At 66.7% G+C, this 26,639-nt stretch carries 29 protein-coding genes; 20 read left to right on the top strand and 9 right to left on the bottom strand.

Annotated features, from left to right (window positions below):
• The first annotated feature begins 62 nt into the window (after positions 1-62).
• On the top strand, positions 63-551 hold the full coding sequence (locus AC1DQK_RS09450; RefSeq protein ID WP_477869751.1) for a flavin reductase family protein: 489 nt from the start codon (positions 63-65) through the stop codon (positions 549-551).
• 118 nt (positions 552-669) lie between these two features.
• On the opposite strand, the gene AC1DQK_RS09445 is transcribed toward AC1DQK_RS09450, so the two are convergent.
• The gene (locus AC1DQK_RS09445) at positions 670-969 is read right to left on the bottom strand and encodes a putative quinol monooxygenase (protein ID WP_477869749.1); all 300 of its coding nucleotides are present in this window, start codon (positions 967-969) and stop codon (positions 670-672) included.
• A gap of 256 nt (positions 970-1,225) precedes the next feature.
• Between AC1DQK_RS09445 and AC1DQK_RS09440 the strand changes: the two genes are divergently transcribed.
• Positions 1,226-1,600: a VOC family protein gene (locus AC1DQK_RS09440; protein WP_477869747.1), complete on the top strand. Its 375-nt coding sequence runs from the start codon at positions 1,226-1,228 to the stop codon at positions 1,598-1,600.
• Between the two features lie 155 nt (positions 1,601-1,755).
• Here AC1DQK_RS09440 and AC1DQK_RS09435 read toward each other — a convergent pair whose 3' ends face one another.
• Positions 1,756-2,352 (bottom strand): peptidylprolyl isomerase, encoded by a 597-nt coding sequence (locus AC1DQK_RS09435; RefSeq protein WP_477869745.1) that lies wholly within the window; start codon positions 2,350-2,352, stop codon positions 1,756-1,758.
• A 143-nt stretch (positions 2,353-2,495) separates the two neighbouring features.
• Between AC1DQK_RS09435 and AC1DQK_RS09430 the strand changes: the two genes are divergently transcribed.
• Entirely contained in the window at positions 2,496-4,151 is a 1,656-nt protein-coding gene (locus AC1DQK_RS09430; RefSeq protein WP_477869743.1) for a tetratricopeptide repeat protein, read from the top strand.
• A complete protein-coding gene (locus AC1DQK_RS09425; protein WP_477869741.1) occupies positions 4,148-4,996 on the top strand; it encodes a 4-(cytidine 5'-diphospho)-2-C-methyl-D-erythritol kinase in 849 nt (282 codons plus the stop codon). Before AC1DQK_RS09430 ends, AC1DQK_RS09425 begins: the two co-directional genes overlap by 4 nt.
• A gap of 135 nt (positions 4,997-5,131) precedes the next feature.
• Here AC1DQK_RS09425 and AC1DQK_RS09420 read toward each other — a convergent pair whose 3' ends face one another.
• Complete coding sequence (locus AC1DQK_RS09420) at positions 5,132-5,497, bottom strand: hypothetical protein (protein WP_477869739.1); 366 nt, start codon at positions 5,495-5,497, stop codon at positions 5,132-5,134.
• A gap of 87 nt (positions 5,498-5,584) precedes the next feature.
• Here AC1DQK_RS09420 and AC1DQK_RS09415 point away from each other — a divergent pair, with 87 nt between their 5' ends.
• The gene (locus AC1DQK_RS09415) at positions 5,585-5,851 is read left to right on the top strand and encodes a hypothetical protein (protein WP_477869737.1); all 267 of its coding nucleotides are present in this window, start codon (positions 5,585-5,587) and stop codon (positions 5,849-5,851) included.
• Between the two features lie 44 nt (positions 5,852-5,895).
• On the opposite strand, the gene AC1DQK_RS09410 is transcribed toward AC1DQK_RS09415, so the two are convergent.
• On the bottom strand, positions 5,896-7,545 hold the full coding sequence (locus AC1DQK_RS09410; RefSeq protein WP_477869736.1) for an electron transfer flavoprotein-ubiquinone oxidoreductase: 1,650 nt from the start codon (positions 7,543-7,545) through the stop codon (positions 5,896-5,898).
• A gap of 110 nt (positions 7,546-7,655) precedes the next feature.
• Between AC1DQK_RS09410 and AC1DQK_RS09405 the strand changes: the two genes are divergently transcribed.
• The 3 genes from AC1DQK_RS09405 to moaB all read left to right on the top strand — a co-directional run bounded on the left by AC1DQK_RS09405 (position 7,656) and on the right by moaB (position 10,835).
• Positions 7,656-8,402 carry a uracil-DNA glycosylase gene (locus AC1DQK_RS09405; protein WP_477869734.1) on the top strand — a complete coding sequence of 249 codons (747 nt, stop codon included), beginning with the start codon at positions 7,656-7,658 and terminating at the stop codon, positions 8,400-8,402.
• Positions 8,399-10,174, top strand: coding sequence for a lytic transglycosylase domain-containing protein (locus tag AC1DQK_RS09400; protein WP_477869732.1), 1,776 nt, complete (start codon positions 8,399-8,401; stop codon positions 10,172-10,174). Before AC1DQK_RS09405 ends, AC1DQK_RS09400 begins: the two co-directional genes overlap by 4 nt.
• Positions 10,175-10,307: 133 nt before the next feature.
• A complete protein-coding gene (moaB, locus tag AC1DQK_RS09395) occupies positions 10,308-10,835 on the top strand; it encodes a molybdenum cofactor biosynthesis protein B (protein WP_477869730.1) in 528 nt (175 codons plus the stop codon).
• Positions 10,836-10,981: 146 nt separating this feature from the next.
• On the opposite strand, the gene AC1DQK_RS09390 is transcribed toward moaB, so the two are convergent.
• The 4 genes from AC1DQK_RS09390 to radA form a co-directional block, all read right to left on the bottom strand.
• The gene (locus AC1DQK_RS09390; RefSeq protein WP_477869728.1) at positions 10,982-11,533 is read right to left on the bottom strand and encodes a hemerythrin domain-containing protein; all 552 of its coding nucleotides are present in this window, start codon (positions 11,531-11,533) and stop codon (positions 10,982-10,984) included.
• A gap of 83 nt (positions 11,534-11,616) precedes the next feature.
• Entirely contained in the window at positions 11,617-12,705 is a 1,089-nt protein-coding gene (locus tag AC1DQK_RS09385) for a PA0069 family radical SAM protein (RefSeq protein WP_477869726.1), read from the bottom strand.
• A gap of 71 nt (positions 12,706-12,776) precedes the next feature.
• Complete coding sequence (locus AC1DQK_RS09380) at positions 12,777-13,331, bottom strand: CvpA family protein (RefSeq protein ID WP_477869724.1); 555 nt, start codon at positions 13,329-13,331, stop codon at positions 12,777-12,779.
• Positions 13,332-13,498: 167 nt separating this feature from the next.
• The gene (gene radA, locus AC1DQK_RS09375; RefSeq protein ID WP_477869722.1) at positions 13,499-14,866 is read right to left on the bottom strand and encodes a DNA repair protein RadA; all 1,368 of its coding nucleotides are present in this window, start codon (positions 14,864-14,866) and stop codon (positions 13,499-13,501) included.
• Between the two features lie 53 nt (positions 14,867-14,919).
• On the opposite strand from radA, the gene AC1DQK_RS09370 reads away from it, so the two are divergent.
• From AC1DQK_RS09370 to rarD, 11 genes are all read left to right on the top strand, one after another.
• Positions 14,920-15,117 (top strand): hypothetical protein, encoded by a 198-nt coding sequence (locus AC1DQK_RS09370; protein ID WP_477869720.1) that lies wholly within the window; start codon positions 14,920-14,922, stop codon positions 15,115-15,117.
• 26 nt (positions 15,118-15,143) lie between these two features.
• On the top strand, positions 15,144-17,462 hold the full coding sequence (locus tag AC1DQK_RS09365) for a patatin-like protein (RefSeq protein WP_477869718.1): 2,319 nt from the start codon (positions 15,144-15,146) through the stop codon (positions 17,460-17,462).
• A gap of 252 nt (positions 17,463-17,714) precedes the next feature.
• Positions 17,715-18,014 (top strand): LapA family protein, encoded by a 300-nt coding sequence (locus tag AC1DQK_RS09360; protein WP_477869716.1) that lies wholly within the window; start codon positions 17,715-17,717, stop codon positions 18,012-18,014.
• Positions 18,004-18,684 (top strand): orotidine-5'-phosphate decarboxylase, encoded by a 681-nt coding sequence (pyrF, locus tag AC1DQK_RS09355; protein WP_477869714.1) that lies wholly within the window; start codon positions 18,004-18,006, stop codon positions 18,682-18,684. The genes AC1DQK_RS09360 and pyrF overlap by 11 nt, the downstream gene beginning before the upstream one ends.
• Positions 18,681-18,878: a DUF5818 domain-containing protein gene (locus AC1DQK_RS09350; protein WP_477869897.1), complete on the top strand. Its 198-nt coding sequence runs from the start codon at positions 18,681-18,683 to the stop codon at positions 18,876-18,878. Before pyrF ends, AC1DQK_RS09350 begins: the two co-directional genes overlap by 4 nt.
• A 178-nt stretch (positions 18,879-19,056) precedes the next feature.
• A complete protein-coding gene (locus tag AC1DQK_RS09345) occupies positions 19,057-20,070 on the top strand; it encodes a sulfate ABC transporter substrate-binding protein (RefSeq protein ID WP_477869712.1) in 1,014 nt (337 codons plus the stop codon).
• Between the two features lie 90 nt (positions 20,071-20,160).
• On the top strand, positions 20,161-21,696 hold the full coding sequence (locus AC1DQK_RS09340) for an OprO/OprP family phosphate-selective porin (RefSeq protein WP_477869710.1): 1,536 nt from the start codon (positions 20,161-20,163) through the stop codon (positions 21,694-21,696).
• Between the two features lie 76 nt (positions 21,697-21,772).
• Complete coding sequence (gene cysT, locus AC1DQK_RS09335; RefSeq protein WP_477869708.1) at positions 21,773-22,615, top strand: sulfate ABC transporter permease subunit CysT; 843 nt, start codon at positions 21,773-21,775, stop codon at positions 22,613-22,615.
• Positions 22,612-23,454 (top strand): sulfate ABC transporter permease subunit CysW, encoded by an 843-nt coding sequence (cysW, locus tag AC1DQK_RS09330; RefSeq protein ID WP_477869706.1) that lies wholly within the window; start codon positions 22,612-22,614, stop codon positions 23,452-23,454. Before cysT ends, cysW begins: the two co-directional genes overlap by 4 nt.
• A 4-nt stretch (positions 23,455-23,458) precedes the next feature.
• The gene (locus tag AC1DQK_RS09325; protein ID WP_477869704.1) at positions 23,459-24,217 is read left to right on the top strand and encodes a sulfate/molybdate ABC transporter ATP-binding protein; all 759 of its coding nucleotides are present in this window, start codon (positions 23,459-23,461) and stop codon (positions 24,215-24,217) included.
• A 35-nt stretch (positions 24,218-24,252) separates the two neighbouring features.
• Positions 24,253-25,146, top strand: a complete 894-nt coding sequence (gene rarD, locus AC1DQK_RS09320; protein ID WP_477869702.1) for an EamA family transporter RarD — start codon at positions 24,253-24,255, stop codon at positions 25,144-25,146.
• Between the two features lie 3 nt (positions 25,147-25,149).
• Here the strand turns inward: rarD and AC1DQK_RS09315 are convergent, their stop codons facing one another.
• On the bottom strand, positions 25,150-26,031 hold the full coding sequence (locus AC1DQK_RS09315) for a branched-chain amino acid aminotransferase (RefSeq protein ID WP_477869700.1): 882 nt from the start codon (positions 26,029-26,031) through the stop codon (positions 25,150-25,152).
• Between the two features lie 67 nt (positions 26,032-26,098).
• On the opposite strand from AC1DQK_RS09315, the gene AC1DQK_RS09310 reads away from it, so the two are divergent.
• A complete protein-coding gene (locus tag AC1DQK_RS09310; RefSeq protein ID WP_477869698.1) occupies positions 26,099-26,623 on the top strand; it encodes a MarR family winged helix-turn-helix transcriptional regulator in 525 nt (174 codons plus the stop codon).
• The last annotated feature ends 16 nt before the right edge of the window (positions 26,624-26,639 follow it).

The raw sequence follows: 26,639 nt of genomic DNA, 5'->3' as shown, positions 1-26,639 counted from the left end.
GGCGTATGATTGCGCCCCGACGAGCATTTCTTTAGCGCCAAAGTGGCCTCACGGAGAACAAGATGACCGACGACGATATCAAGGACGGTTTCCGCAACGCCATGCGCCGGCTGGCAACCACCATCGCGCTGGTCACCGCGGGCCGTGGCGAGGGCTGGACCGGAATGGCCGCCACCGCCGTGATGTCGGTCTGCGCCGAACCGCCGACCTTGCTCACCGCGGTCAACCGCTCCGCCAGCATCCACCCCGTCCTGTCGGAAGGCTCGCACTTCTGCGTCAATCTCCTGGCCGATCGGCACCGCGATCTGGTCGGCATCTTCAGCGGCCAGAAAAAGGGCCGCGCGCGCTTCGAGACCGGCGGCTGGATCGAAGGCCCCGACGGCATCCCGGTGCTGCAGGACGCGCTGGCGAGCATGGTCTGCCGAACGACCCAGACGATCGACATCGGCACCCACACATTGTTCATCGGTGAAGTGGAACAGGTTCTCAACCATGACGAGATCAACCCACTGGTCTGGGTCGACGGCACCTTCGCCAACGCGGCGCGCTGACGTCGCGAACCCATGAAGGAGGCCGCATGCTGACGGCCCGCCTGCCTGTTCCCGTCGCCCTGGGCTCGCCCCCGGGGCCCGCTGCTTCTCATGGCGCCGGACTGTAAGCGGGCCCGGGCTACGTCGAACGCGGTTCACCGACATCGTAGACGCGCAGGTTGCGATCACCGATGCCGAGGCCTGGCCAGGCCGCCCGCCACTCGGACAAATGCGGGGCCGCAAAATGGCGGTCGAGCGCGATCTGATCGGTCCACATTTCCTTCACATGGATGAGCCCAGGATCGAAAATGTCTTCGGCATAGCCATATTCCAGGCAGCCTTCCTCGGCGCGGCTTATATCCGCCATCCGTTTCATGATCGGCCGAGCCGCTTCCAGATTTTGGGGCGGCAGGCGAACGGTTCCTACGATCAGCAACATGACGCGACCCTATCGAGGCAATCGGGCGATGGGAAGAATGCTCCGCCTGCGATGCGAGCCGATCTGGAAGCAGCGGGCGCCCGACCCGGCCATATTGCACCAGTGTGGATGGAATGACAGTAAGCGAGCGCTTGCAGACAGGCGGCCGCCGCCTGTTACCGCAACGACCCCGCGATTGCCTCTCAGCCTCTTGCCTTGGCAGCCCGAAAGCGGCCATCGTCGGTCTGGACAATAGCACATGAACGGGAGCAGGCGCATGTTTCACCTGTCGCTGCCAGTAGCTGCCTTTTCTGAATGCATCGCCTTCTATCGCGACTGTTTCGGGGCGGATATTGAGATGCTCGGCGATCGAGCAGCCAATCTCTATGTGTTCGGCGGCCAGCTCACTTTGCACGACAAACCGGGTAGCGCCATACGGGCCGAACAGCGACAGGAGATGCACTTTGGCCACGTCGTCGCGAACGCAGAGTGGTTCGCGATCCGCGATCGCGTCCGATCCTCGGCGCAGGCGGTGCTTCACTGCGTGGAGCCGGTTGCAGCGGCAGGGACCCGAGGAAAGTTGCTCGTGGTCGATCCGAGCGGCAATATCGTAGAGATCAACAGCGGCCCTTCTCCTGCTGGCCGTTGCTGACTGTTCTGGCACGGGGCAACGGGTCTCAGGCAACGCCCCGCCGGGACTTGGCCACTGCCAGAACCTGTCGCGAAATGTCGGTTTTCCACAGTGAACGATCGAAACTGCCCGACCGCGACGACCCGCCCAGGCAGTTCGACATCCGCCGCCGCACCCTATTTCAACCGCTTCGCCTCGATGATCTCCACCGGCTTCCTGATCAGCTGGCCCTTCATCGCGCCCGATCCGCCGGGCCAGGTTCGCGACGCGAGGATGCGCTTGACGACGGGCATGCCGGATATCACCCGTCCGAACGCGGCATAGCCGGCCGTGTCGCCGCGCCCGCCGGGCTGCGCATCCATCGCCGGGGCATCGCCGACCAGGATGAAGAACTCGCCCTGCGCGGTGCCGGGCTCGCGCCGCGCCATCGATATCGTGCCGTCGAGATGATGGATGCCGGTCTTGCTCGTCGGCTCATGCGCGATCGGCAGCAGCGAACGGCGCGCGTCGCGGTGCACGCCGCCCTGAATGAAGCCCCGCTTCGCATTACCCAGAGCGCGCGCCGCGCGATAGAATTGGGTGCCGTCGAGCTTATGCTGGTCGACATAGGCGAGAAAATTGCCCGCCGTGATCGGAGCATGGCGGACATCGAGCGCCAGCACGAACGTCCCCTCGCTGGTCTTCACCGCGACCTTGGCCTTGTCCGGTGCGGCGAGCGCCGGCGTGGCGACAAGCAAGGCAAGCGAGATGGCGATCAGCTGTCGACGAATCATTTTACTGTTTCTAGCGGCCCGGCAGCGGTCGTCCATCGTCAAGACGGGCGTGCGGAGCGATGGCCGTGCCGCCCGCCCGCCGCTTATGGCTGGCCTATCGCGGGCCATATGCGATAGACAGGCCCTGCTATGCCGGGAGTGAAATGATGAAGCCGAAGCGCGCTGCCATGGTCGCGGGTCTGTTGATTGCGTGGCCGATCGCAGCACCGGCGAACCTGACCGATCCGACATCGGAGATGCGGCAATATGTGCATGCCCGGCTCGCCGACGCCAACGGCATGCCCGAGGCGGCCGCTGCGAGCTATGCCCGCCTGCTCCAGGCGTCTCCGCAGGACAGGCAATTGGCCCTGCGAACCTATCGCCAGGCGCTGACGGCAGGGAATTTCAAGCTGGCGAGCCTTGCCGCGAACCAGCTCGACAAGGCCGGCGCGCTGCCCGCCGACGCCGTGCTGATGCTGCTCGGCGATGCCGTCACCGCGCGCAACTGGAAGCGCGCCGCCGCGCTGGTCGACCGGATCGAACGCGAGCAGATCTTCGCCTTCCTCGTTCCGGCGATGCGCGGCTGGGTGGCGCTGGGCCAGGGTGAAAATGATCCGGCCCGCAGGGCGTCTCCGGCGGCAGGGACGCCGCTGGCCAACGCCTATGCCCGCGATCATCATATCCTGATCGCGCTGGCGACCGGGCGCACCGACGTCCTCACCGACCTGCGGCGCCTGATCGCCGCTGGCGACAGCCGTGCGACCCGGCTCCAGCTGGCGACGGCAGCTTTGTTGGCCAAGCGTGGAGACAGCGCGGGCGCCCGTTCGATCCTCGACGGCCGGACCCCGGAGCTGGCGGCCGCACGCGCGGCGCTGGATGCGGGAAAGCTGACGACAGGCGCCATCGACACGCCCGCGCTGGGCCTGTCCGAACTGTTCGCGCAGCTCGCCATCGACGTGAAGGGCGACGGCCGTTCGCCGGTATCGCTCCAGCTCGCCCGGCTCGCCGGCTATATCGCGCCCGACAATGCCGCCGCGTCGATCGCGACCGCCGATCTGCTCGCCGCGAACGACTATCATGATGCCGCGCTGGCGCTGCTCGCCCATGTGCCCGCGGACAATCCGCTGTCCGAAGCGGCCCGGCAGGAACGCGGCGGCATCTTGCTGGCGATGGGCAATCGCGAGGGTGCGCTGGCCGACGCGAGGAAGCTCGCCGCTCAACCCGGCGCCGACGCGGCGGCGTTCGTCGAGCTGGGCGGCATTCTCTCCGATCTCGATCGCTCGGCCGAGGCCGCAGGCGCCTATCAGCGCGCCATCGATATCGATGCGGCCCGCGGCCAGCCCAACTGGGTCCATCTCTTCCTCAAGGCCGGGGCGATCGACCGGGCGGGCGATTGGCCGGCGGCCAAGGCGCTGCTGCTCCAGGCCAACAGGCTCGATCCCAGCCAGGCCGTCGTCCTCAACTATCTTGGTTATGGCATGCTGGATCATGGCGAAAACCTGGCCCAGGCGCAGGTCTATATCGAGCGCGCCAGCGGGCTCGACCCCAATGATGCCGCGATCGCCGATTCGCTGGGCTGGCTCTACTACAAGCGCGGAAACTATCCCGGCGCGATCACGACGCTGGAGCGGGCGGTGTCGAGCGAGCCCGGCCAGTCGATAATGAACGAGCATCTTGGCGACGCCTATTGGTCGGCGGGCCGGCGGATCGAGGCGCGCTACGCCTGGCGCGCCGCGCTCGTCCAGGCCGACAAGCCGAGCGCCGCCCGGATCAACGACAAGCTCGCCGACGGACCAGGCGCGACGATGACGGCGAAGTGACCGGCCGGCACGTCGAGAGAGCCTATGCCAAGATCAATCTCGCGCTGCATGTCCGCCGGCGGCGCGCGGACGGCTATCATGACATCGAGACGATCTTCGCCTTCGCCGAGCATGGCGACCTGATCGACATCGTCGACGGCGCCGCAGGGCTGGCGTTGACCGGTCCGTTCGGCGGCGCCCTGGCGACCGATAATGCCGAGGACAATCTGGTGATGCGAGCCGCCCGCAGGCTTGCCGCCCTGCTGGGCCAGGGCGATCCGCCTGCGCTCCGGCTGGACAAGCGGTTGCCCGTGGCAGCGGGCGTGGGCGGCGGCTCGGCCGATGCGGCGGCGGCGCTGCGGATGCTGAGCCGCAGTTACGGCGTTGCGATCGACGATCCCCGGATTGTGGAGCTTGCGCGGGGACTTGGCGCGGATGTGCCGGCCTGCCTCGCCTCGACCACCCTGCGCGGCGACGGGCGTGGCGACGCGCTGACGTCGATCGCGTCCAGCGCCCTTGCCGGTCTGCCGCTGCTGCTCGTCAATCCGGGCACCCCGTTGGCCACCGGCCCGGTGTTCGCCGGCTGGGACGGCATCGACCGGGGGCCATTGGCCCCGGGCGATCCGCTGGCGGCAGCACTGGCCGGCCGCAACGATCTCGAGCCGCCGGCCCGAAAACTATGCCCGGTGATCGGCGATGTCGTGGCGATGCTGGCGGACCAGCCCGGGGTTCTGCTCGCGCGTATGTCGGGATCGGGCGCAACCTGCTTCGCGCTGTTCGATGACGAGCACAAGCGCGACGCCGCCGATCAACGGATCGCCGCCGCGCACCCGGACTGGTGGCGGCTGGCCAGCAGGCTGCGTTAGGCGCGTTGCGAAGAGGCCCCCTGCCCCAGAAGGCCACCGCCTTCACAGCTTTCCCTTTTGTTCTTCATTCCAGCGAACGCTGGAATCTCTCTTGGCACTTTTCTCGACAAGGTAGCGCAGAGAGCGATTTGGGCGTTAAGCCGCCTTGGCGACCGTGACGCCTTCATATTTGGAATCGCTGGGATCGTAGAGCGCCTGGACCACGAAATTCTCCGCGGTCAGCGAGACATTGCTGAGTCCTGCCAGCTTGAAGGTGCCGAGCTTGAGCTCGGCCGGAACCTTGCCGTCGCGCAACGTGACGACGCCGTCGATGAACAGGTCGTCATGACGGGTGTAGAGGATGTGCGGCGCGATCTGCATGGCAGTCCGGTTATAGACCGCGACGATGCACAGCTTGCGGCGCACTGCCTGCGCCAGCATTTCGGCTTCGGGCGACAGCGCGGGGCCATCGGCGGGCGCTGCGGCTCGGCTGAGCGAAAGGGTCTTGCGGGGCGTCGACATCGAAGGCGCGCATATCGGTGCTGGGCCGACAACGCAAGCTTGGGGCGGTTCAGCGTGCCGCAAGGATGACGCGATTAGCGCCACGGGATGATCCGCACCCTCATTGCCGCCTCGCTCCTGGCCGCCAGCCCCGCCCTCGCGCAGGTCGAAGACGCCGAACATCGTGCCGACCGGTTGCGCACCATCGAACTGAACAGCCGCGCGCAGGCGGCGGTCAACCGCCGCGATCGTTCGAACGCGGATATCCGCGCCGCCAACCGCCGGGCGCAGGCGCGCTATGAGCGCGAGCGCGCCGAATGGCGCGAACGAGTCGCCGCCTGCCAGGATGGCGACTACAGCGCCTGCAGCCAGTAATCGCCCAAAACGAATGGGCCGGCGTTTCCCCCGGCCCACCCGCATCACATGTTCGGATAATTCGGCCCGCCGCCGCCCTCGGGCGTCACCCAGTTGATGTTCTGGGTCGGGTCCTTGATGTCGCAGGTCTTGCAGTGGACGCAGTTCTGCGCGTTGATCTGCAGGCGCGGCGTGCCCTCGTCGCGGCCGACGATCTCATAGACGCCGGCCGGGCAGTAGCGCTGCTCGGGCGCGTCGTAGAAGGGCAGGTTGATGTCGATCGGGACGCTCGGGTCCTTGAGCTGCAGGTGGACCGGCTGATCCTCCTCGTGATTGGTGTTCGACAGGAACACCGAGGACAGGCGATCGAAGCTGATCACGCCGTCGGGCTTGGGATAGACGATCTTCGGCGCGATATCCTGGCGCCACATTCCCTCATTGTCCTTGTGGTGCTTGAGGGTGAAGGGCAGCCCGATGCCGAGATTGCGCATCCACATGTCGACGCCCGCCAGCAAGGTGCCGGCGAACGGGCCGAACTTCGCGACGAACGGCTCGCTGTTGCGGACGATCTTCAGTTCCTTGGCGATCCAGCTGTCGTTGAGCGCGACCGGATAGGCCGAAAGCTCGTCGCCCTCGCGCTCGGCTGTGATCGCCTCGAACGCGGCCTCGGCGGCGAGCATGCCCGACTTCATCGCGGTATGGCTGCCCTTGATGCGCGGCACGTTGACGAAGCCCGCCGAGCAGCCGATCAGCGCGCCGCCCGGGAATACCAGCTTCGGAATTGCCTGCCAGCCGCCCTCGTTGATCGCCCGCGCACCATAGGAGATGCGGCGCCCGCCCTCCAATATCTCGCGAATCTTCGGATGCTGCTTCCAGCGCTGGAACTCTTCGAACGGATAGAGGTGCGGGTTCTTGTAACCAAGCCCGACCACGAAGCCGAGCGCGACCTGGCCATTGGCCTGGTGATAGAGGAAGCCGCCGCCGACCTCGTCGGTGAGCGGCCAGCCCTGGGTGTGGATCACCCGGCCGGGCACATGCTTCTCGGGATCGATGTCCCACAATTCCTTGATGCCGATCGCATAGGTCTGCGGCTGGCAGTCGGATTCGAGATCGAACTTGCCCTTGAGCATCTTCGACAGATGACCGCGCACGCCCTCCGCGAAAAACGTATATTTGGCGTGGAGTTCCATGCCGGGCTGATAGTCCGGCTTGTGCTCGCCTTCGCGGCTGACGCCCATGTCGCCGGTCGCGACGCCCCTGACCGAGCCGTCGTCATTATAGAGGATCTCGGCGGCCGCGAATCCCGGGAAGATCTCGACCCCGAGATTCTCCGCCTGCCCGGCCAGCCAACGGCAGAGATTGCCGAGCGACAGCGTATAGGTGCCCTCGTTGTTCATGAAGCCGGGCATCGCGATGTGCGGCATCGAGAACTGCCGGTTCTTGGTCAGGATCCAGTGATGATTCTCGGTCACCGGCACCGTCAGCGGGCTGTCGAGGTCCCTCCAGTCGGGCAGCAGCTCGTCGAGCGCGATCGGATCGACCACGGCGCCCGACAGGATGTGGGCGCCGACCTCGGAGCCCTTTTCCAGAACGCAGACGCCAAGTTCGCGCCCACTCTCGTTGGCAAGCTGCTTCAGCCGGATCGCGGCAGCAAGGCCCGCGGGGCCCGCTCCGACAATCACGACGTCATAAGCCATGGAATCGCGCGTCGACATGTACCTCGTCCTCGTTACTGCTTCCGATCATCGCGTCAAAAAAACGTCACGCCCTAAAGCCGCTGCCCGCAGATTGACGCCTTCGTCAACCCATTCCTTTACTCCCGGCCATGATGGGTGGGGGAAATATCGGATCACCGGCGGACATTGCCAGCCTCTTGGGCTGGTGGCAGGACGCCGGTCTCGACACGTTGATCGACGAGGAACCGCGCGACTGGCTGGCCAAAATCGAGCGGCCGGCGCCGGCCGTTTCACCGGCCTCCGTTCGCGCCCAGCCTGTCCAGCCCGCCGCGCCGGATTCGCCGGCCGCCTTTCCCGACACTCTTCCCGCATTCCAGGCCTGGCTCGCCAGCAGCGACAAGCTCTCGATCCCGCTCCACGCGCGGGTTGCGGCGATGGGCGATGCCGCCTCGGGCCTGATGGTGCTGGTCGACCTGCCGGAGGCGGACGACAGCGCCCTGGGCACGCTGCTGTCCGGCGCGGCCGGCCAGCTGTTCGACAAGATGCTGGCGGCGATCGGCCGCAGCCGCGATTCGCTCTATCTCGCCGCGATGGCCCCGGGGCGTCCCGCCGGCGGCTATGTCGACAAGGCGTCGGGCGCGCTGTTCGGCGAGCTGGCGCGCCACCATGTCGCGCTCGCCAAGCCCCGGGCGCTGCTGCTGATGGGCGAGCAGCCCTCGCGCGCCTTCCTGAACCTCGGCTTCGTCGAGGCGCGCGGCCGGCCGCATGACGTCAAGCTCGCCGGCGGCGCCACCACCGCCATCGCCACCTTCCACCCGCGCACCCTGCTCCAGCACCCCGAGCAGAAGAAACGGGCGTGGGAGGACCTCCAGTTGCTGATGAAGACGCTCGGATGATGCGTTCGCTTTTCCTCGCCGGCGTGCTGGCGTTCACCCCCGCCATCGCCGCCGCGCAAAATGCCGTCGCCGTCCCGATCGCCGCCGCCGGCCTCGCCGCCGCGGCCCAGCCATTGCCGATCGTCTCCGGCCTGACCGTCGAGCAGCGCGGCAAGTACCGCGCTATCTTCAGCGCCATCCGCGGCAGCGACTGGGCCGCGGCCCAGGCCGGCATCGCCGCGTTGCCGGGCGGGCTCCTGACCGATGTTGCCCAGGCCGAGCTCATCCTCGCCAAGGGATCGCCCAAGGTCTCCGACGACGCGCTCGCCGCTGTGTTGACCGGCGCTCCGGATCTTCCCGAGGCCGCCGAACTCGCCGTCCTCGCCTCGCGCCGCGGACTGAGCACGCCCGCCCTGCCGCTGGCCCGCGACTTCGTTCGCTTCGCCGGCCCCTCCAAGCGCCAGTCCGCCCGCGCCATGCGCAACGACAGCGCCGCCGCCGCGCTGGCCCAGATCGTCACCCCGCTGCTGCGCAGCGACCAACCCAGCGAGGCGGAGGCCATCATCATCGCCCGCCTCGGCGATCTTTCGCCGGAGGCGCAGGCCGAATGGCTGCAGCGGCTTGCCTGGGGCTATTATCTTACCGGCGACGACGCCAACACGCGCCGCATCGCCGATCAGGCGCGCGCCGGCGTCGGTGACTGGGCCGTCCAGGCGAGCTGGGTCGCCGGCCTCGCCGCGTGGCGGCAGAAGGATTGCCTGAACGCCGGCATCGCCTTCGAACAGGTGTCGGCGCGCGCCCGGGATCCGGAAATGATCGCCGCCGGCCTCTATTGGACCAGCCGCGCCGACATGGCGTGCAACCATCCCGAGCGGGTCGAGCCGCGGCTGCGCACGGCGGCGCGGATGAAGGAGAGTTTCTACGGCCTGATCGCGCAGAACGCGCTCGGGCTGAGCGACGACGGCGCTGCGACCATGAAGCTCACCGCCAACGACTGGGCGGGGATCGGTGCGCTCGCCAACGTCCGCCGCGCCACCGCCCTGGCCGAGATCGGCGAGGCCGCGCTGGCGGAGTCGGTGCTGCGCCACCAGGCACGCATCGGCCTCAGCCGCGACCATGAATCGCTGGTCCACCTGGCCGCCCGGCTCAACCTGCCGGCGACCCAGATCTGGCTGGCCCAGAACGGCCCGTCCGGCACGCAGCTCTCCGCCAGCGCGCGCTATCCGATGCCGGGCTGGACCCCGGCCTCGGGCTGGCAGGTCGACAAGGCGCTGGTCTTCGCCCATGCGCTGCAGGAATCGCAGTTCCGCACCGAGGCCACCAGCTCGGCCGGCGCCCGCGGCGTCATGCAGCTGATGCCGGCGACCGCCGCCATGATCGCCCGCCACCAGGGCCGGACGCTCGATCCCGCGATGCTCGCACAGCCAGCCACCAGCATCGAGCTGGGCCAGGCCTATCTGCGCGAGCTGGCCGATAATATCGGCTCCACCGGCGGCCTGCTCCCGAAGGTCATCGCGGCCTATAATGCCGGGCCCAATTCGGTCGCCAACTGGAATGCGCGCGGCCGCAACCTCGCGGATCCGCTGCTGTTCATCGAATCGATTCCGTTCAGCGAGACCCGCGCCTATGTCGCGATCGTGCTGCGCAATTACTGGATGTACCAGCGCCAGTCGGGCACGAAGCCCGCCAGCCTGGCCGCGATCAGCCAGGGGCTCTGGCCGCGCTTCCCCGGCCTGCCGGGCCGCGACGCGGTGCGTCTGACCTCGCTGGGCGCGCCGGCCGCGGCGGACTGATCAGGCAAGATCCTCTTTACCCGCTCCTCCTGAGGAGCCATTGAGCTTGGCGAAATGGCGTCTCGGAGGATGCTTCGAGACAAGGCTTCGCCAAGCTCAGCCTTTCCTCAGGATGAGCGGAAAAAGGACGATCATGCCGATCAAGGACGACCTCCCCTTCCATCCCGTGCGCATCGCGGTGCTCACCGTGTCCGACAGCCGCGATCTCGCCCAGGACCGTTCGGGCGACACGCTTGTCGCGCGGATCGAAGCTGCCGGCCATGCCCTCGCCGACCGCGCCATCATCCGCGACGAGGTCGAGCTGATCGTCGCCCGCCTGCACGGCTGGATCGACGACCCCCAGGTTGACTGCGTCATCACCACCGGCGGCACCGGCGTCACCGGCCGGGACGTCACCCCCGAGGCGCTGCAGCGCGTGTGGGACAAGGAGATCCCCGGCTTCGGCGAACTCTTCCGCTGGCTCAGCTACGCCAAGATCGGCACCTCGACGATCCAGTCGCGCGCCACCGCCTGCGTCGCCCGCGGCACCTATATCTTCGCGCTGCCGGGCTCGACCGGCGCGGTTAAGGACGGCTGGGACGACATCCTCGTCCATCAGCTCGACAGCCGCCACATGCCCTGCAACTTCGTCGAACTGATGCCGAGGCTGACCGAGCGGTAGCGCCGCTGTCTCCGCGAGCCGCCATACCCTGTGCCGTCATGCTGAATTTATTTCAGCATCCACTCAGTCACACGCGAGCGGCCCTGGCGGAAGAGTGGATCCTGAAAGGAGTTCAGGATGACGCCCTATCATCCAGCCGCCCGTCCTCACGCGATTTTCAGCCCCTCGATGTTCATCGCCTTGGTGAGCTTCGCATTCTCCTCCTCGCTGAGCAGCCCGCGCAGCCTGGGGAAGATCTTCTCCTCCTCCTCGCGCATATGCTCCTGGATCATGGTCCGGAAATCCCGCAGCTTGGGCAGGAATTGCGGGTGGTCCGCGGCCATGCTGCCCAGCTCGAACAGATATTGCTTCACATAGCCATGATCGCTGTTGAGGTGATCGGCCTCTTCGGCCTGGCCGTGGGCGCGCAGCGTCGTATAGACCGCATTCTCCTCCTCGAGCGCATGCTTGGTCAGCGCATGGGTGAGCTGGGTGAGCAGAAGCGAGCGGCGGACCTTATGGCTGTCCTCGGTCTTCTCGAGCATGTCGAAGATCCCCAGCGCCGCCTTGTGCTCGGCGGCGAGCGCATCGTCCCACTGCCCCGCCATCATCGTCGGCGCCTGGATGAAGATCTTGCGGACGGCATTGGCGGCAAGCCCGGCGGTCAGGCCGGCGGCCGCTCCGATCGCGAAACTGCGGGTGGTCTTTTCCTCCAACATGGCTGCTCTCCTGATCTCATGGAATCGGCGGTCACAACGAAGCACACCCCGCAGGGTTGCGGAAACGCAGGTGAAACAACCGGTTAGAACAAGTCGAGCTGGTCGGTAGGGACGCGGAACAGGTCGGTGCGCAACACCAGCCGCTCGGCATTCAGGCCATGTCGCGCACAGGCGATCCTGAAGCGCGTCTTGAGCGCCGCGGCATAAGCGCCCCTGGGCTTGAACCGGTCGAAGAAGTTGGGATCATTGTCGCGCCCGCCGCGCATCTCGCTGATCAGCGCCATCACCTTGGCGGCGCGATCGGGATAATGCACCGCGAGCCATTCGCGGAACAGCGGGGCCACCTCGTGCGGCAGCCGCACCACCAGCGAGAAGGCGCCGCGTGCCCCGGCCTCCGCCCCGGCCGCGACGATCGCTTCGATCTCATGATCGGTGATCGCCGGCACGACCGGTGACACGCTGATCGAGGTGGGGATCCCCGCCTGCGCCAGCGCCCGAATCGCCGCGATCCGCTGGCGCGGCGCCGACGCGCGCGGTTCCATCCGCCGGGCGATGACCGGATCGAGCGTCGTCACCGATATCATCACCGCGGCAAGGCCCTTGGCCGCCATCGGCCCGAGCAGGTCGATGTCGCGCACGATCCGCGCCGATTTAGTGGTGATGATGAGCGGATGATCATGCTCGGCCAGCACCTTGATCACCGATCGGGTGATCGCGAAGCGCGCCTCGATCGGCTGATAGGGATCGGTGTTGGTGCCCATCGCCATCGGCGTGCAGCGATAGCCGCGCTTCGCCAGCTCGTTGCGCAGCAGCACCGCGGCGTCGGGCTTGGCGAACAGCTTCGTTTCGAAATCGAGGCCGGGCGACAGGTTGTGATAGGCATGGCTCGGCCGCGCAAAGCAGTAGATGCAGCCATGCTCGCAGCCGCGATAGGCGTTGATCGAGCGGTCGAAGGCGATATCGGGCGACTGGTTGCGGGTGATGATCGTCCTGGCATGCTCGATCGTCACCTCGGTGCGCAGCGGCGGTCCCTCGCCGTCGATGGCGTCGCGCCCGTCGAGCCAGTCGCCATCGCTCTCGCGCGCCTTGTCGTCGAAGCGCGCGCTCAAGCCGGCATTGGCGGCGCCGCGCCCCTTGATCGGGGGCGGCAGAGGTGATGGCGAGTCGGGCACCGATAGAACATATAGAGAACAAATGGCCGTGCAAGCGCCGTGTAGAAGTTCTTCCGCTGCTTCCTGCCAGTCTATTTCGCTGCTGGCGCCTTTTCGGCCGGCGCGCTGCCGATCAGCCCGCCCGCCTTGCGGCGATTACCCACCCAGTCGACGATCGCGCGGCCGGTCGCGTTCAGCAGCGGGTGGGTGCGCGAATTGCGCATCCAGCCCGGCCGATCCGACGTCGCGCCATAGAGCGTGTCATAGCCGAGGTTGATCAGCAGATAGGCCAGCGTGACGATGATCAGCCCTTTCAGCGCGCCGAAGCCGAAGCCGAGCACGCGGTCAAGCGGCCCGAGCACCGAGGTCCGCGTACGCCGGCCGAGCGAACCGGCGATCAGCTTGCCGCCGGCATAGACGATCAGGAAGACCAGCGCGAAGGCGAGCACGCTCGCCCCGCTGGCATTGCCGACGACATGCAGCAGAAGAGACGTCGCCGGACCATGGAACAGCTTGAGCGCCAGGATCGCCGCGACCCAGGCGAACAGCGAGATGATCTCGGTGATGAACCCCCGGATCAGGCCGAACACGGCCCCCCCGAAGATCGCGAGCAGCACGATGATATCGAGACCGGTCAAGCCATGCATGAAACAAACCTGACACCATTACGAAAACGACCGCTCATCCTGAGTAGGGGCTGAGCTTGTCGAAGCCCCATATCGAAGGACCCGAATAATCCTTCGAGACGCCATTTCGACAAGCTCGGTGGCTCCTCAGGATGAGCGGAGGTGTTTGATATCATGGGCTGGCCTAACTACCGCCGCCCGAGGATATGGTCAACGAGCGCACCCAGGGTCGAGAAGCTCGCCAGCCGCATTCCGGCCTGCTTTTCATCCTTGCCACCCGGCGCCCAGGCCGAACCGAAGCCTAGCTTGGCCGCTTCCTTCAGCCGCAGCCCGGCATGCGCCACGGGCCGGATCTCGCCCGACAGCGCGACCTCGCCGAAGGCGATGCAGTCGGTCGGCACCGGACGCTCGGCCAGCGCGGAGACCAGCGCCGCCGCCACCGCGACATCACCGGCCGGGTCCGAGATGCGATAGCCGCCGGCGACGTTCAGATAGACTTCGGCAGTGGAGAAGCTCAGCCCGCAGCGCGCTTCCAGCACCGCGAGGATCATCGCCAGCCGCCCCGAATCCCAGCCGACCACGGCGCGGCGCGGCGTCGCCCCGCTCTGCAACCGCACCGTCAGCGCCTGGATCTCGACCAGCACCGGCCGCGTCCCCTCGATCGCCGGGAAGACTGTCGCCCCGCTCATCCCCTCGCCGCGGGCGGTGAGGAACAGCGCGCTCGGATTGGCGACTTCGTCCAATCCCTCTTCCGCCATCGCGAACACGCCGATCTCGTCGGTCCCGCCGAAGCGGTTCTTGACCGCGCGCAGGATGCGGTACTGATGGCTGCGCTCCCCCTCGAAGCTCAGCACGGTGTCGACCATATGCTCGAGCACGCGCGGCCCGGCGATCGCGCCGTCCTTGGTGACATGGCCGACCAGCACCAGCGCGGTGCCGCGATCCTTGGCGAAACGGATCAGTTCCTGCGCGGAGGCGCGGACCTGGCTCACCGTCCCCGGCGCGCCCTCGATCAGGTCGCTGTGCATCGTCTGGATCGAATCGATCACCAGCAGCGCCGGCGCGGCTTTCCCGAGCGTCGTGAGGATATCGCGCACCGACGTCGCCGAGGCCAGTTGCACCGGTGCCATCCCCAGCCCCAGCCGCCGCGCCCGCAGGCGCACCTGGTCGGCGGCCTCCTCCCCGGAAATATAGGCGACGCTCTGCCCTGCGAGGGCCATCCGCGCCGCCGCCTGGAGCAGCAGGGTCGACTTGCCTATGCCCGGATCGCCGCCGATCAGCGTCGCCGAACCCGGCACCAGCCCGCCGCCCATCGCGCGGTCGAACTCGGCGATGCCGGTCGACCAGCGCTTCGGCAGCGGGATATCGGCATCCAGCCCGACCAGCGCGATCGCCCGGCCGCCCGAGCGCAGGTCATGCTTGGCCGAAAACACGGTGACGTTCGACGCCTCCTCGACCATGGCGTTCCATTCGCCGCAATCGACACACTGCCCCTGCCAGCGCGTCGCGACACTGCCGCATGCCTGACAGACGTAGCGTTTCTGCGGTTTGGCCATGGGGAGTCCTGTGCTTGCGTTCCGAACAAAAGGGGTACATTATCGATAGCGCCATGACAAGCAACCGCGATGACGCCCGCAACCGGGACGACGAAAGCCGTATCGACCTTAGCCGCGCAAGGCTCGCGCTGCTGTTGAAGACACCCCCGCCCCCTGTCGATAGCGAACAGACGATCGAGAATCGACGGATCTGGTCCCGCGCCAGCGAGCAGCAAAGGCGGCGCATGCTCAAGGATTGCGGCTGGCTGTGATCCCGAACAGGCGCTAAGCCACGACGATGCGGGAGAAGGAACTGCGGCTCGCGCTGGTCTGCTACGGCGGAGTCAGCCTGGCCGTCTACATGCATGGGATCACCAAGGAACTGTGGCGGCTCGCTCGTGCCAGCCGCGCCTTCCATGACGGCGCCACCGGAAGCGAGGGCAGCGAAGCGATCTATCGGCAGCTGCTCGAACGGATCGAGGCCGACAAGAGCGTCAAGCTGCGCGTGCTGATCGACATCATCGCGGGTGCCAGTGCGGGCGGCATGAACGGCCTGTTCCTCGGCCATGCGATCTCGACCGGCCAGTCGCTCGAACCGCTGACGACGCTGTGGCTGGATCGCGCCGATGTCGAGGTGCTGCTCGATCCCGATGCCCGCCCGCTGTCGCGCTTCACGAAATTATGGGCGCTGCCCTTCGCCTGGATGCTGTCGCGCCGGCGCGGCGGAACCGTCGAGCGGACGGTCGCCCCCGGCACCCGCGCCGAGGTGCGCCGCAAGCTGTCGGGCTTCGTGCGCGCGCGCTGGTTCCATCCGCCGTTCGGCGGCGTCACCTTCACCAATCTCATCCTCGACGCCTTCGACGCGATGGCGGCCGAACCCGCCGGTCCGCCGCTGCTGCCCGAGCGCCAGCCGCTCGACGTGTCGGTCACCGTCACCGATTTCCACGGCTATAATCAGCGGCTGCGGCTGCACAGCCCGGCGCTGGCCGAGGAGCGCGAGCACCGGCTGACGATCGGCTTTGTCGATCGCGGCGTCGGGCCGCGCCACCTGGCGGAGCCGACCGAGCTGGCCTTCGCCGCGCGCGCCACCGCGAGCTTCCCCGGCGCCTTCCCGCCGTTCAACGTCGCCGAACTCGACGGCGTGCTGAAGAGCCGCGAGCGTGACTGGCCGGGGCGCGAAACCTTCCTCGACCGGATATTCCCCAGGGCTGCGGCCAGCGGGAGTCCGGAGGATTTGGTGCTGATCGATGGCTCGGTGCTCGCCAACGCGCCCTTCCGCCCGGCGATCGAAGCGCTCCGCAATCGCCCGGCCCGGCGCGAGGTCGACCGACGCTTCGTGTATCTCGATCCGACCGCCAACATACAAGGGCCTCCCGAGCGTCATCGCGACGGCAAGGTCCGCCTGCCGGGCTTTTTCGCCACCATCTTCGGAGCGATGTCGACCATCCCGCGCGCGCAGCCGATCCGGGACAATCTCGAGCTGATCGAGCAACGCTCGATCAGTATCGCGCAGACGCGGCAGATCATCGAGGCGATCCGGCCCGAGGTCGATGCCGCGGTCGAAGGCGCCATGGAGCGCCAGATCCTGCTCTACCGTCCGAGCCCCGAACGCATCGGCGGCTGGCGCGCCCGCGCCCATGAGCAAGCCGCCCGCCGCGCCGGCTTCACCTATGCCGGTTATGGCCAACTCAAGCTGACGATCATCGCCGACGAGCTGAGTTCGACGATCGCGCTGCTTGGCGCCGCCGAGGATGCCGCCGCACGCCACGCGATCCGCAGCAGCATCGCCGCGCTGATGCGCGCGCAGGGCTTCGAGGGGCCGGAGGCGCTGGGAAGCGGCGGCACCAGCGACACGCTGCTTGCCTTCCTGCGCCGGCACGATCTCGATTTCCGCATCCGTCGCCTCCGCTTCCTCGCCGACCGGCTGACCGAGATCGAAGCCGGCAAGGGCGGCAGCAGCGAGCTCGCCCTGCAGGCGGCGCGCAATGCGATCTACACCTCGCTGGCGCCGTTTCTCGATCTGCAGATGCGCGATCATTATGCCCGGCCGGTGGTGGCCGCCGCGCAGCATTTCGCGGAAGATCCTGCCACTGCCCTCGCCAGCATCGCCGCGGCGCGCAATCTCGAAGCGCTGGACGTGGATACCGATCGGGCGATCGCCGCCGTCCTGCCCCGCCTCGCCAGGGCCGATCGGCGGGCGCTGCTGCTCGGCTATCTTGGCTTCAGCTTCTATGATCTGGCGACGCTGTCCCTGATCCGCGTGCAGGGCACGCAGGAATTCCATGCGATCCAGGTCGATCGGATTTCCCCCGATGACGCCGGCTCGATCCGCAAGGGCGGTGCCGCCGCCACCCTCAAGGGGATAGAGTTCAACCTGTTCGGCGCCTTTTTCAGCCGAGCCTATCGCGAAAATGATTATCTGTGGGGCCGCCTGCATGGCGCCGAACGGATGATCGACCTGGTCATATCGGCGATCCCCCCGGGCGAGACGATCCCCGGCGAAGATATCGCCGCCCTCAAGCAGACGCTGTTTCGCGCCATTCTCGACGAAGAGCGCGGACGGCTGGCAGCGATACCCGAACTGGTCGCGGCGATCGACGAAGAAATCGGAGTTTAGCGCCCCTCCCGGAACTTTGCCCATCGCACGAAGAGATCGTTCGAATACAGGAACTTTCTCCACCCGTCATTACAGCGAAAGCTGGAATCTCTCTGCGCTAAGCTCTTGAGAAGGTACCAAGAGAGATCCCGGCTTTCGCTGGGATGACGAACAGAAGGAAAATCTGTGAAGGCCGTAGCCCGGAACAGCGGAAAACGCAGACCCGTGTTACCCGTCTTGACCACGCTTCGTCGCTGGAGGACAAGCGGCGCCATGCATTTTCTGAAGACCTTGTTTTGGGTGATCCTGGCCGTGGTCGCGGTGATATTCTCGCTGCGAAACTGGACACCGGTCCCCGTCAACCTGTGGGCCGGGCTGACCGCCGACGTCAAGCTGCCGATGCTGATGGTGATCGGCATGGCGGTCGGCTTCCTTCCGACCTATGCGGTCCATCGCACCAAGCTGTGGCGCCTCAAGCGCAGGATCGACAATCTGGAGCGTAACGCATTGCTGGCCAGCGCGCCGGCCCCGGAGCCCACTGCGCAACCGATGGGATCCACCTTTGAAGCGTAGCCCGATCTATGTGGCGATCGACACGCCCGATATCGTCCGCGCGAAGGAGATCGCCGCGCGCGTCCATCACCATGTCGGCGGCATCAAGCTGGGGCTCGAGTTCTTTTCGGCGCACGGCCAGGCGGGCGTCCGTGAGATGGCTGCGCTCGATCTGCCGATCTTCCTCGATCTCAAGCTCCACGACATCCCGAACACCGTCGCCAAAGCGGTACAGGCGTTAGGCGGCCTCCAGCCCGCCATCCTCACCGTCCACGCGGCCGGCGGGCTGGCGATGATGGAGGATGCCAAGGCGGCGGCGCCGGTGGGCACGAAGGTCGTCGCCGTCACGGTGCTGACCAGCCTGGACGATGGCGATCTGGATTCGATCGGCGTCCCCGACGACAGCCACGTCCAGGTCCAGCGCCTGACGATGCTGGCCCGGGAGGCGGGGCTCGACGGCGTCGTCTGCTCGGGCAACGAGGTCAGGGCCGCCAAGAAATTGTGGCCGCAAGGCTTCTTCGTCGTGCCCGGCATCCGCCCTGCCGATGGCAACGGCCTGGCCGACCAGAAGCGGGTGATGACACCGCGCCAGGCGCTCGATCAGGGTGCCTCTATCCTCGTGATCGGCCGGCCGATCACCAATGCGGCCGATCCCGATCACGCCGCCCGCTCGATCGAGGCGACGCTCTGACCGGCGGCGAGGTCGATGAGACGGGGCTGCTGCAGCGTGAAGGCGGCGGCTTCGTCCTCAAGCGCGACCAGGGCGGCTATTATAGACTCGAGCTGCACAGGACCCCGGTCGACCTGGTCGAGAAACGCGTGCGCCTGATCGGCGTGATGATCGGCCGCGATCATGTCGCCGCAGACGGCGTCCAGCCTGCCTGAAGACGGTTGAGAGATCATCGGCAAATGAGCAGTACGGCTCATGGAACGCGGCACGAAAGCCCGCGTTGGCGTAGGTTGGCACCCTGCGCATAGCCTTATCTACCGAAACGATAGATTTTCTTTCTTCTCTTTCGCATAGGTAGAGATAACTATCGTCGCAGACAAACAGGGGAAGATAATGAAGAAACGTCTCACCATCTTCACGGCTCTCGCGGCGGCGCTCGCAGCGGTTCCGGCTACTGTCGTCCAGGCGGCACCGGTACAGTTGCTCAACGTGTCATACGACCCGACCCGCGAGCTGTATGTCGCGATCAATGCGGCCTTCGCCAGGAGCTGGAAAGCCCAGACCGGCCAGGACGTCACGATCCGACAGAGCCATGGCGGCTCCGGCAAGCAGGCGCGCTCGGTGATCGACGGGCTGCCCGCGGACGTCGTGACGCTCGCGCTCGCCTATGACATCGACGAGATCTCGTCGCGCGGCAAGCTGCTGCCGGCCAACTGGCAGTCGCGCCTGCCCAACGCCAGCACGCCTTATTATTCGACGATCGTCTTCCTCGTCCGCAAGGGCAATCCGAAGAACATTCGCGACTGGGACGATCTGGTGAAGCCGGGCGTCAAGGTCATCACCCCTAATCCGAAGACCAGCGGGGGCGCCCGCTGGAACTATCTGGCGGCCTGGGGCTATGCCCAGCGCAAGACCGGCAGTGTCGCCGGCGCGCGCGACTATCTGGTCAAGCTGTTCCGCAACGTGCCGGTGCTCGACAGCGGCGCCCGCGGTTCGACCACCACCTTCGTCCAGCGCGGCCAGGGCGACGTCCTGCTCGCCTGGGAGAATGAGGCGTTCCTCGCGGTCAACCAGCTGGGCAAGGGCAAGTTCGACATCGTCGTGCCTTCGGTCTCGATCCTCGCCGAGCCGCCGGTCGCCGTCGTCGACGCCAATGTCGACAAGAAGGGCACCCGCAAGGCGGCCGAGGCCTATCTGCGCTTCCTCTACACGCCGGCTGCGCAGCAGATCATCGCCAAAAATTACTATCGTCCGCGCAATCCGCAGGTGGCGGCGCAGTATAAGGGGCAGTTCCCCAACGTCGCCCTGTTCACGATCAAGAATTTCGGGGGATGGGCGAAGGCGCAGGCGGTCCACTTCAATGATGGCGGCCTGTTCGACCAGATTCTCGAAGACGCCAAGAAATAGGCTTTGTTTCCCCCGCGCGGGGGGAGCGGGCGACCAGCTCGCCCTCCCCGCTTCGGGAAATGCTTAAAACCAGAACTCAGGGAGTTTCCCATGCGCCATCTATTGCTGGCAGGCGTCGCCTGCCTGGCCCTCCTGCCTGCGCCGCTTCTCGCCCAGGACGCCGCGCCGATCCCCGACAAGGTCGACGCCTTCCCCGACGATGCCAACACCATCGACACGGTGATCCCTTCCGAAGATGCCCCAGCGGCCGCGCCGGTGGCGAAGACCGGCGATGCCGTGCTCGACCGCCTCAACGCGCTCGAGGCCAAGGTCCAGCAGCTCGAGGCACGCAACAAGCAGCTCGAGGACGAAGCCAGCGCCACCCAGACCCGCGTCGAGAAGGTCGAGGTTCGCGCCGCACGCGCGGTCCAGGCCGGCCCCGCCCCGACCTTCGCCGATGTCGGCGGCAATTTCACCTTCAAGCCGCGCGGCACCTTCCAGATCGACTATGCCGCCTATAATCGCCGCGGTGCGGGCCGCTATGATTACAACAGCGGCACCGATATCCGCCGCGGCCGCTTCGGCTTCGACGGCACCTTCTACAAGAATTTCAAATACCGCATCGAAGCCGAGTTCGTGAAGAACAGCGTCAACCTGCTCGACGCCTATGTCAGCTATGGCGGCATCAAGAACTGGGTGTTCACCGTCGGCCAGCAGAAGGCGCCGTTCGGCCTCGAAGCCAACACCACCGACGCGCTGAACAGCTTCCTCGAGCGCGGCATGGCCAACGCGGCGTTCGGCGCGGTGGGCGCCGAGCGGCGGGTCGGCGTGACGGCCGCCTACCAGACCGACAAGCTCAACGCGACGATCGGCCTGTTCGGCAGCGGCGAAGCGGTGCAACGTAACGAATCGACCCCCGACGAGACTTACGGCGTCAACGCCCGCGTCACCTGGGATCCGATCCTCGACACCGGCCGGCTCCTCCACGTCGGCGCCTCCGGCTTCAAGGTTGCGAGCATCGCCGCGCACACCATCTCGGGCCTCGGTGATCGTCCGGGCAGCCGCGTCGACGGTGGCCGTCTCGTCTCGATCAACATCAACGGCACCGCCCCGTCGGGCGGCATTCCCACCGGCGCACGCAACGCCACCTACTGGGGCCTGGAAAGCGCCGCCGTGTTCGGTCCCTTCTCGGTCCAGGGCGAATATAACCATCTGAGCGTCGATCGCTTCGGGGCAGCCCCCACCGTAAATGTCGACGGTTTCTATGTATTCGGTAGCTGGTTCCTCACCGGCGAGTCGCGTAGCTTCAAAAATGGCGTGGTCGATCGGGTGAAGCCGTTCAGCGACTTCGCACCCGGCGGCGGCTGGGGCGCGATCGAGCTTCTCGCCCGCTACGACACGCTCGACCTGACCGACGCGGGCTTCCAGAGCATCGCCGGCCGCGCGGTGAAGCGGAAGGGCGAGACCTGGACGCTGGGCCTCAACTGGTATCTGAATCCCAACGTGAAGTTCGTCGCCAACTATATCCGCTTCAAGGGTGAGAATTCACCACTGGTTTTCCCGACCATTCCGGCTAACAGCCTCAATGGTCCGAACACCACCGCCAAGGGTGATGTAATCGGAACGAGGCTGCAGGTTGATTTCTGATCGATCTGCCACGATGTCAGGGGCCGGGCCACGTCCGGCCCCTGTGTCGTATATCCATGGTAAAGGCGGGCAAGGTATGACGAGCAGGGCGACGGGACGCCCGGCGATGCGGATATTACCGGGATTTTCCCTCACCATGGGGCTGACCATCACCTGGCTCAGCCTCATTGTGCTTATTCCGCTGAGCGCCGTTTTCATCAGGTCGATGGGACAGGGATTCGGTCATTTCATCGCGGTCGCCTTTTCCGAACGGGCGCTCGCGAGCTACCGCGTCACCTTCGGCGCGGCGGCGATCGCCGCGCTGGTCAACGCGATCTTCGGGCTGCTGATCGCCTGGGTGCTGGTCCGCTACAAATTCCCCGGCCGGCAGCTGCTCAGCGCGGTGATCGACCTGCCCTTCGCGCTGCCGACCGCCGTCGCCGGCATCGCCCTGACCGCCATCTATGCCGATACCGGCTGGCTGGGCGAGCCGCTCGCGAAGCTCGGCATTGCCGTCGCCTATCAGCCGCAGGGCATCGTCGTCGCGATGACCTTCATCGGCCTGCCTTTCGTGGTGCGCACGGTCGAGCCGGTACTGGCCGATCTGGGTCGCGACATCGAGGAGGCCGCGCTGACGCTCGGCGCGCACGGCACCCAGATCTTCGCCCGCGTGGTCCTGCCCGAGATCATGCCGGCGCTGGTCACCGGCACCGCCCTCGCCTTCGCCCGCGGGGTCGGCGAATATGGCTCGGTCATCTTCATCGCCGGCAACATGCCTATGATCTCGGAGATCTCGCCGCTGCTGATCATCACCCAGCTCGAGCAATATGATTATGAGGGCGCCGCCGCGATCGCCGTGGTGATGCTGCTCATCTCCTTCTCGATGCTGCTGGTCATCAACCGCATCCAGGAATATAACCGCCGGAAGGCTGGACTATGAAGCGCCGCGATCCCCTCCAGGCGCCGCGCCCGGTCATGCTCGCGCTGCTCGGCATCGCGGTCGCCTATGTGGGCATCATGCTGCTGCTGCCGCTTGCCGCGGTGTTCGTCGAGGCGCTGGCCAATGGCTGGGAAGCCGCCGAGGCTGCCATCGTCGAGCCCGACGCGCTGGCTGCGATACGGCTGACCCTGCTGGTCGCGGCGATCTCGGTGCCGTGCAACCTGATCTTCGGCATCTCCTCGGCCTGGCTGATCGCCAAGCATGATTTCCGCGGCAAGGAGTTCCTGCTGACGCTGATCGACCTGCCCTTCTCGGTATCACCGGTGGTGGCGGGGCTCATCTATGTGCTGCTCTACGGCGCGCATGGCTGGCTCGGCCCGCTGCTCGACAGGTACGACATCCACATCATCTTCGCGACGCCGGGCATCATCATGGCGACGATCTTCGTCACCTTCCCCTTCGTCACGCGCGAACTGGTGCCGCTGATGATCGCGCAGGGGCGTGCGGAGGAGGAGGCGGCGCTGTCGCTCGGCGCCAACGGCTGGCAGACCTTCACCCGCGTCACCCTGCCGAATATCCGCTGGGGCCTGCTCTACGGCGTGCTGCTCACCAACGCGCGCGCGATGGGCGAGTTCGGCGCGGTATCGGTCGTCTCGGGGCATATTCGCGGCGAGACCAACACTATGCCGCTTCACGTGGAAGTGCTGTATAACGAGTATAATTTCGTGGCCGCCTTTGCCGTCGCGGCGCTGCTTGCACTGCTCGCACTGGTAACGCTTACGCTCAAGACCTACTTGGAATGGCGTCACCATGATGCCCTCGCTGCTTCGGGACATTGATCCTATGACGATCACGATCGACAATATCGCCCGCCGTTTCGGCCAGTATGCGGCGCTCGACGGCGTCTCGCTCGACCTCCCCGAGGGCGAGTTCGTGGCGCTGCTCGGCCCCTCTGGTTCGGGCAAGACGACGCTGCTGCGCATCATCGCCGGCCTGGAATATGCCGAGCAGGGCACGATCTCCTTCGGCGGCGAGGATGTCACCGACATGCCGGTGCAGAATCGCGGCATCGGCTTTGTCTTCCAGCAATATGCGCTGTTCCGCCACATGACGGTGGCCAAGAACATCGCCTTCGGGCTCGACGTGCTGCCGCGCCGGGCGCGCCCGCCCAAGGCGGAGATCGCGGCCCGGATCGACGAGCTGCTCGAGCTCGTCCAGCTTCCCGGCCTCGGCGGCCGCTATCCGTCGCAACTGTCGGGCGGCCAGCGCCAGCGAGTCGCGCTCGCCCGGGCGCTGGCACGCAACCCCCGCATCCTGCTGCTCGACGAGCCGTTCGGCGCGCTCGACGCCAAGGTGCGCCGCGAATTGCGCAAGGCGCTCCGCCAGATTCATGACCGGCTCGGCATCACCTCGATCTTCGTCACCCATGACCGCGAGGAGGCGTTCGCGCTCGCCGACAGGGTCGCCATCCTCAATCTCGGCAAGATCGAGCAGTTCGCGACCCCCGCCGAGATCGAGCGCGCGCCGGCCAACGAGTTCGTGCGGGAGTTCGTCCGCGACGAGATCGACGACAAGCCTTCGCTTGCGGTGGTGCACGGCTGATTGCTTTTGCCGCGCCGCGGCCATAGGCGGCGGGGATGCTAGGTCTTTCCTATACGCGGCTCGGCGTGCTGATGGGCGCCGCCGCCTATGCGCTCTGGGGCCTGCTGCCGCTCTATCTGCGGGCGCTCGCGCCGCTGCCGCCGCTCTCCATCCTGGCGCACCGGGTGCTCTGGTCGCTGCTGCTGCTGGCGGTGATCGCGCTGCTGTTCAGGCGCGGCGCGGCGGCGCACGACGCGATCCGCCGGCCGCGGATCCTGCTGGCGCTGCTGGCCTCGACGATGCTGATCGGCACCAACTGGCTGCTCTATATCTACGCGGTCAACAGCGGCCACGCGCTCCAGGCGAGCCTCGGCTATTTCATCAATCCGCTGGTCAACGTGCTGCTCGGCGTCATCTTCCTGCGCGAGCGGCTGGGGCGCCCGGAGCTGGTGGCGATCGCGCTTGCCGCGGCCGGCGTCGCGCTGCTGGCGATCGGGCAGCAGGCACTGCCGGTCATCCCGCTCGTGCTGGCGCTGAGCTTCGGCGCCTACGGCCTGGTCAGGAAGATGATCGGCATCGGCCCGGTCGAGGGGCTGCTGATCGAGACCGCCATCCTTGCCCCCTTCGCGCTCGGCTGGCTGGCGCTGCAGGGCGGTCCGTCCGCCGCGCCGGGCGCCGGGCCATCCCTGTGGCTGCTGATGATCAGCGGCCTGGTCACGACCGCGCCGCTGCTGCTGTTCAACGGCGCCGCCCAGCGCATCCGTTATTCCGATCTCGGCCTGCTGCAATATATCGGGCCCAGCATCCAGCTGGTGATCGCGGTCCACATCTTCGGCGAACCGCTGCTGCCGATCCACATCCTCTCCTTCGCGCTGATCTGGACCGGCCTCGTCATCTATGCGGCCGCCACCTGGCATCGCGCGCGCGTCACCCCCGCGCTGCCGGAGTGAAGCTCACAGCGTGAGCTTGCCGCGCACCAGTTCGCTATAGTCCTTCTGCATCTGGCGGGTCAGGTCGCCTACCTCGAAGTTCCACGGCCCGGCCGATCCGACCGGCACGATCTCCGCCGCCGAACCGGTCAGGAAGAACTGCTCGAAGCTCTCCAGCTCCTCGGGCCAGATCGCCCGCTCGATCACCTCGATGCCGCGCCGCCGCGCCAGCTTGATCACGGTCTGGCGGGTGATGCCGTTCAGGAAGCAGTCCGGCGTCGGCGTGTGGATCACGCCGTCGCGGATGAAGAAGGCGTTCGCGCCGGTCGCCTCGGCCACCTGGCCGCGATAGTCGAACATCAGCGCGTCCTGGAAACCGCGCGCCTCGGCATGATGCTTGGACATCGTCGCGATCATGTACAGGCCCGCCGCCTTGGCCTGCACCGGCGCGGTGAACGGCGCCGGCCGCCGCCACGGCGCGATGTCGAGCTTCAGCCCGCCGGCGCCGGGATCGAGATAGGTGCCCCAATACCAGCAGGCGATCGCCATGTGCGGCTTGGTCCGCTGCGCCGAAACGCCCATCTGCTCCGAACCGCGCCACGCGACCGGGCGGACATAGGCGTCGGTCAGGCCATTGGCCTTCATCGTCTCGATGCAGGCGGCGTCGATCTGCTCGACCGACCAGGGCAGGTCGAAGCCCAGCATCGCCGCGCTGTCGCGCAGCCGCCGGCTGTGCCAGCTCAGCTCGAAGATATTGCCGTCATAGGCGCGCACGCCCTCGAACACGGAGGAGGCATAATGCAGCGCATGGGTGAGGATATGGACATTGGCGCTGCGCCAGGGAACCAGCTGGCCGTCGAGCCAGATGAAGCCGTCGCGATCGTCGTATGTCGGTTCCTCAGCCATATTTCCTGCATCCTGCGCGTGATTCTTGCGTTGCGTTCGATTAATGATGCTGGCAAATTACGTCAACATGGCTGTCCAAAATTCTCCTGATCCGCTTCGCCCGGATTCGTTTCGCGCCGCATCGCCGCTGTTCCTGCGCGAGGCGGAAATCCGCCGCGGCATCGAACTGCTCTATTTCGGCTACAGCCATCTCTATCGCGGCATCGACGAGGGGCTGGCGAAACAGGGCCTCGGCCGTGCGCACCATCGCTCGCTCTATTTCATCGCCCGCAATCCGGACATCACCGTCAGCGACCTGCTGCGCATCCTGGCGATCACCAAGCAGTCGCTGGGCCGGGTCCTCAACGAGCTGACCGAGCGCGGCCTGATCGAGACGCGCACCGGCCGCGAGGACCGCCGCCAGCGCCTGCTGCGCGTCACCGAGGCCGGCGCCGCGCTCGAAGGCAGCCTGTTCGAAGCCCTGCGCGAACGCCTCTCGACCGCCTATGCCCAGGCCGGCCAGAACGCGGTGACCGGCTTCTGGGCGGTCCTCGAAGGCCTCGTCCCGCCCGACGAAAAACCCCGCATGACGCAGCCGGGCAAGCCGGGATAAGAATGCACGGACTCGC

The sequence above is a fragment of the Rhizorhabdus sp. P4_G5 genome (assembly GCF_056401065.1).
Note: the sequence above shows the minus strand (reverse complement) of the source record. Positions and strands in the feature narration are given on the sequence as shown.

Excerpts from the sequence above, each read along its gene's own strand:
- AC1DQK_RS09390 (WP_477869728.1), bottom strand. The coding sequence starts at position 11,533 with ATGTTGGAGGAAAAGACCACCCGCAGTTTCGCGATCGGAGCGGCCGCC.
- moaB (WP_477869730.1), top strand. The coding sequence starts at position 10,308 with ATGCCGATCAAGGACGACCTCCCCTTCCATCCCGTGCGCATCGCGGTG.
- cysT (WP_477869708.1), top strand. The coding sequence starts at position 21,773 with ATGACGAGCAGGGCGACGGGACGCCCGGCGATGCGGATATTACCGGGA.
- AC1DQK_RS09315 (WP_477869700.1), bottom strand. The coding sequence starts at position 26,031 with ATGGCTGAGGAACCGACATACGACGATCGCGACGGCTTCATCTGGCTC.
- AC1DQK_RS09360 (WP_477869716.1), top strand. The coding sequence starts at position 17,715 with ATGCATTTTCTGAAGACCTTGTTTTGGGTGATCCTGGCCGTGGTCGCG.
- AC1DQK_RS09380 (WP_477869724.1), bottom strand. The coding sequence starts at position 13,331 with ATGCATGGCTTGACCGGTCTCGATATCATCGTGCTGCTCGCGATCTTC.
- AC1DQK_RS09405 (WP_477869734.1), top strand. The coding sequence starts at position 7,656 with ATGATGGGTGGGGGAAATATCGGATCACCGGCGGACATTGCCAGCCTC.
- AC1DQK_RS09445 (WP_477869749.1), bottom strand. The coding sequence starts at position 969 with ATGTTGCTGATCGTAGGAACCGTTCGCCTGCCGCCCCAAAATCTGGAA.
- radA (WP_477869722.1), bottom strand. The coding sequence starts at position 14,866 with ATGGCCAAACCGCAGAAACGCTACGTCTGTCAGGCATGCGGCAGTGTC.
- AC1DQK_RS09345 (WP_477869712.1), top strand. The coding sequence starts at position 19,057 with ATGAAGAAACGTCTCACCATCTTCACGGCTCTCGCGGCGGCGCTCGCA.
- AC1DQK_RS09325 (WP_477869704.1), top strand. The coding sequence starts at position 23,459 with ATGACGATCACGATCGACAATATCGCCCGCCGTTTCGGCCAGTATGCG.
- AC1DQK_RS09370 (WP_477869720.1), top strand. The coding sequence starts at position 14,920 with ATGACAAGCAACCGCGATGACGCCCGCAACCGGGACGACGAAAGCCGT.
- AC1DQK_RS09410 (WP_477869736.1), bottom strand. The coding sequence starts at position 7,545 with ATGTCGACGCGCGATTCCATGGCTTATGACGTCGTGATTGTCGGAGCG.
- AC1DQK_RS09365 (WP_477869718.1), top strand. The coding sequence starts at position 15,144 with ATGCGGGAGAAGGAACTGCGGCTCGCGCTGGTCTGCTACGGCGGAGTC.
- AC1DQK_RS09310 (WP_477869698.1), top strand. The coding sequence starts at position 26,099 with ATGGCTGTCCAAAATTCTCCTGATCCGCTTCGCCCGGATTCGTTTCGC.
- AC1DQK_RS09420 (WP_477869739.1), bottom strand. The coding sequence starts at position 5,497 with ATGTCGACGCCCCGCAAGACCCTTTCGCTCAGCCGAGCCGCAGCGCCC.
- cysW (WP_477869706.1), top strand. The coding sequence starts at position 22,612 with ATGAAGCGCCGCGATCCCCTCCAGGCGCCGCGCCCGGTCATGCTCGCG.
- AC1DQK_RS09430 (WP_477869743.1), top strand. The coding sequence starts at position 2,496 with ATGATGAAGCCGAAGCGCGCTGCCATGGTCGCGGGTCTGTTGATTGCG.
- rarD (WP_477869702.1), top strand. The coding sequence starts at position 24,253 with ATGCTAGGTCTTTCCTATACGCGGCTCGGCGTGCTGATGGGCGCCGCC.
- AC1DQK_RS09435 (WP_477869745.1), bottom strand. The coding sequence starts at position 2,352 with ATGATTCGTCGACAGCTGATCGCCATCTCGCTTGCCTTGCTTGTCGCC.
- AC1DQK_RS09400 (WP_477869732.1), top strand. The coding sequence starts at position 8,399 with ATGATGCGTTCGCTTTTCCTCGCCGGCGTGCTGGCGTTCACCCCCGCC.
- AC1DQK_RS09440 (WP_477869747.1), top strand. The coding sequence starts at position 1,226 with ATGTTTCACCTGTCGCTGCCAGTAGCTGCCTTTTCTGAATGCATCGCC.
- AC1DQK_RS09415 (WP_477869737.1), top strand. The coding sequence starts at position 5,585 with ATGATCCGCACCCTCATTGCCGCCTCGCTCCTGGCCGCCAGCCCCGCC.
- AC1DQK_RS09450 (WP_477869751.1), top strand. The coding sequence starts at position 63 with ATGACCGACGACGATATCAAGGACGGTTTCCGCAACGCCATGCGCCGG.
- AC1DQK_RS09340 (WP_477869710.1), top strand. The coding sequence starts at position 20,161 with ATGCGCCATCTATTGCTGGCAGGCGTCGCCTGCCTGGCCCTCCTGCCT.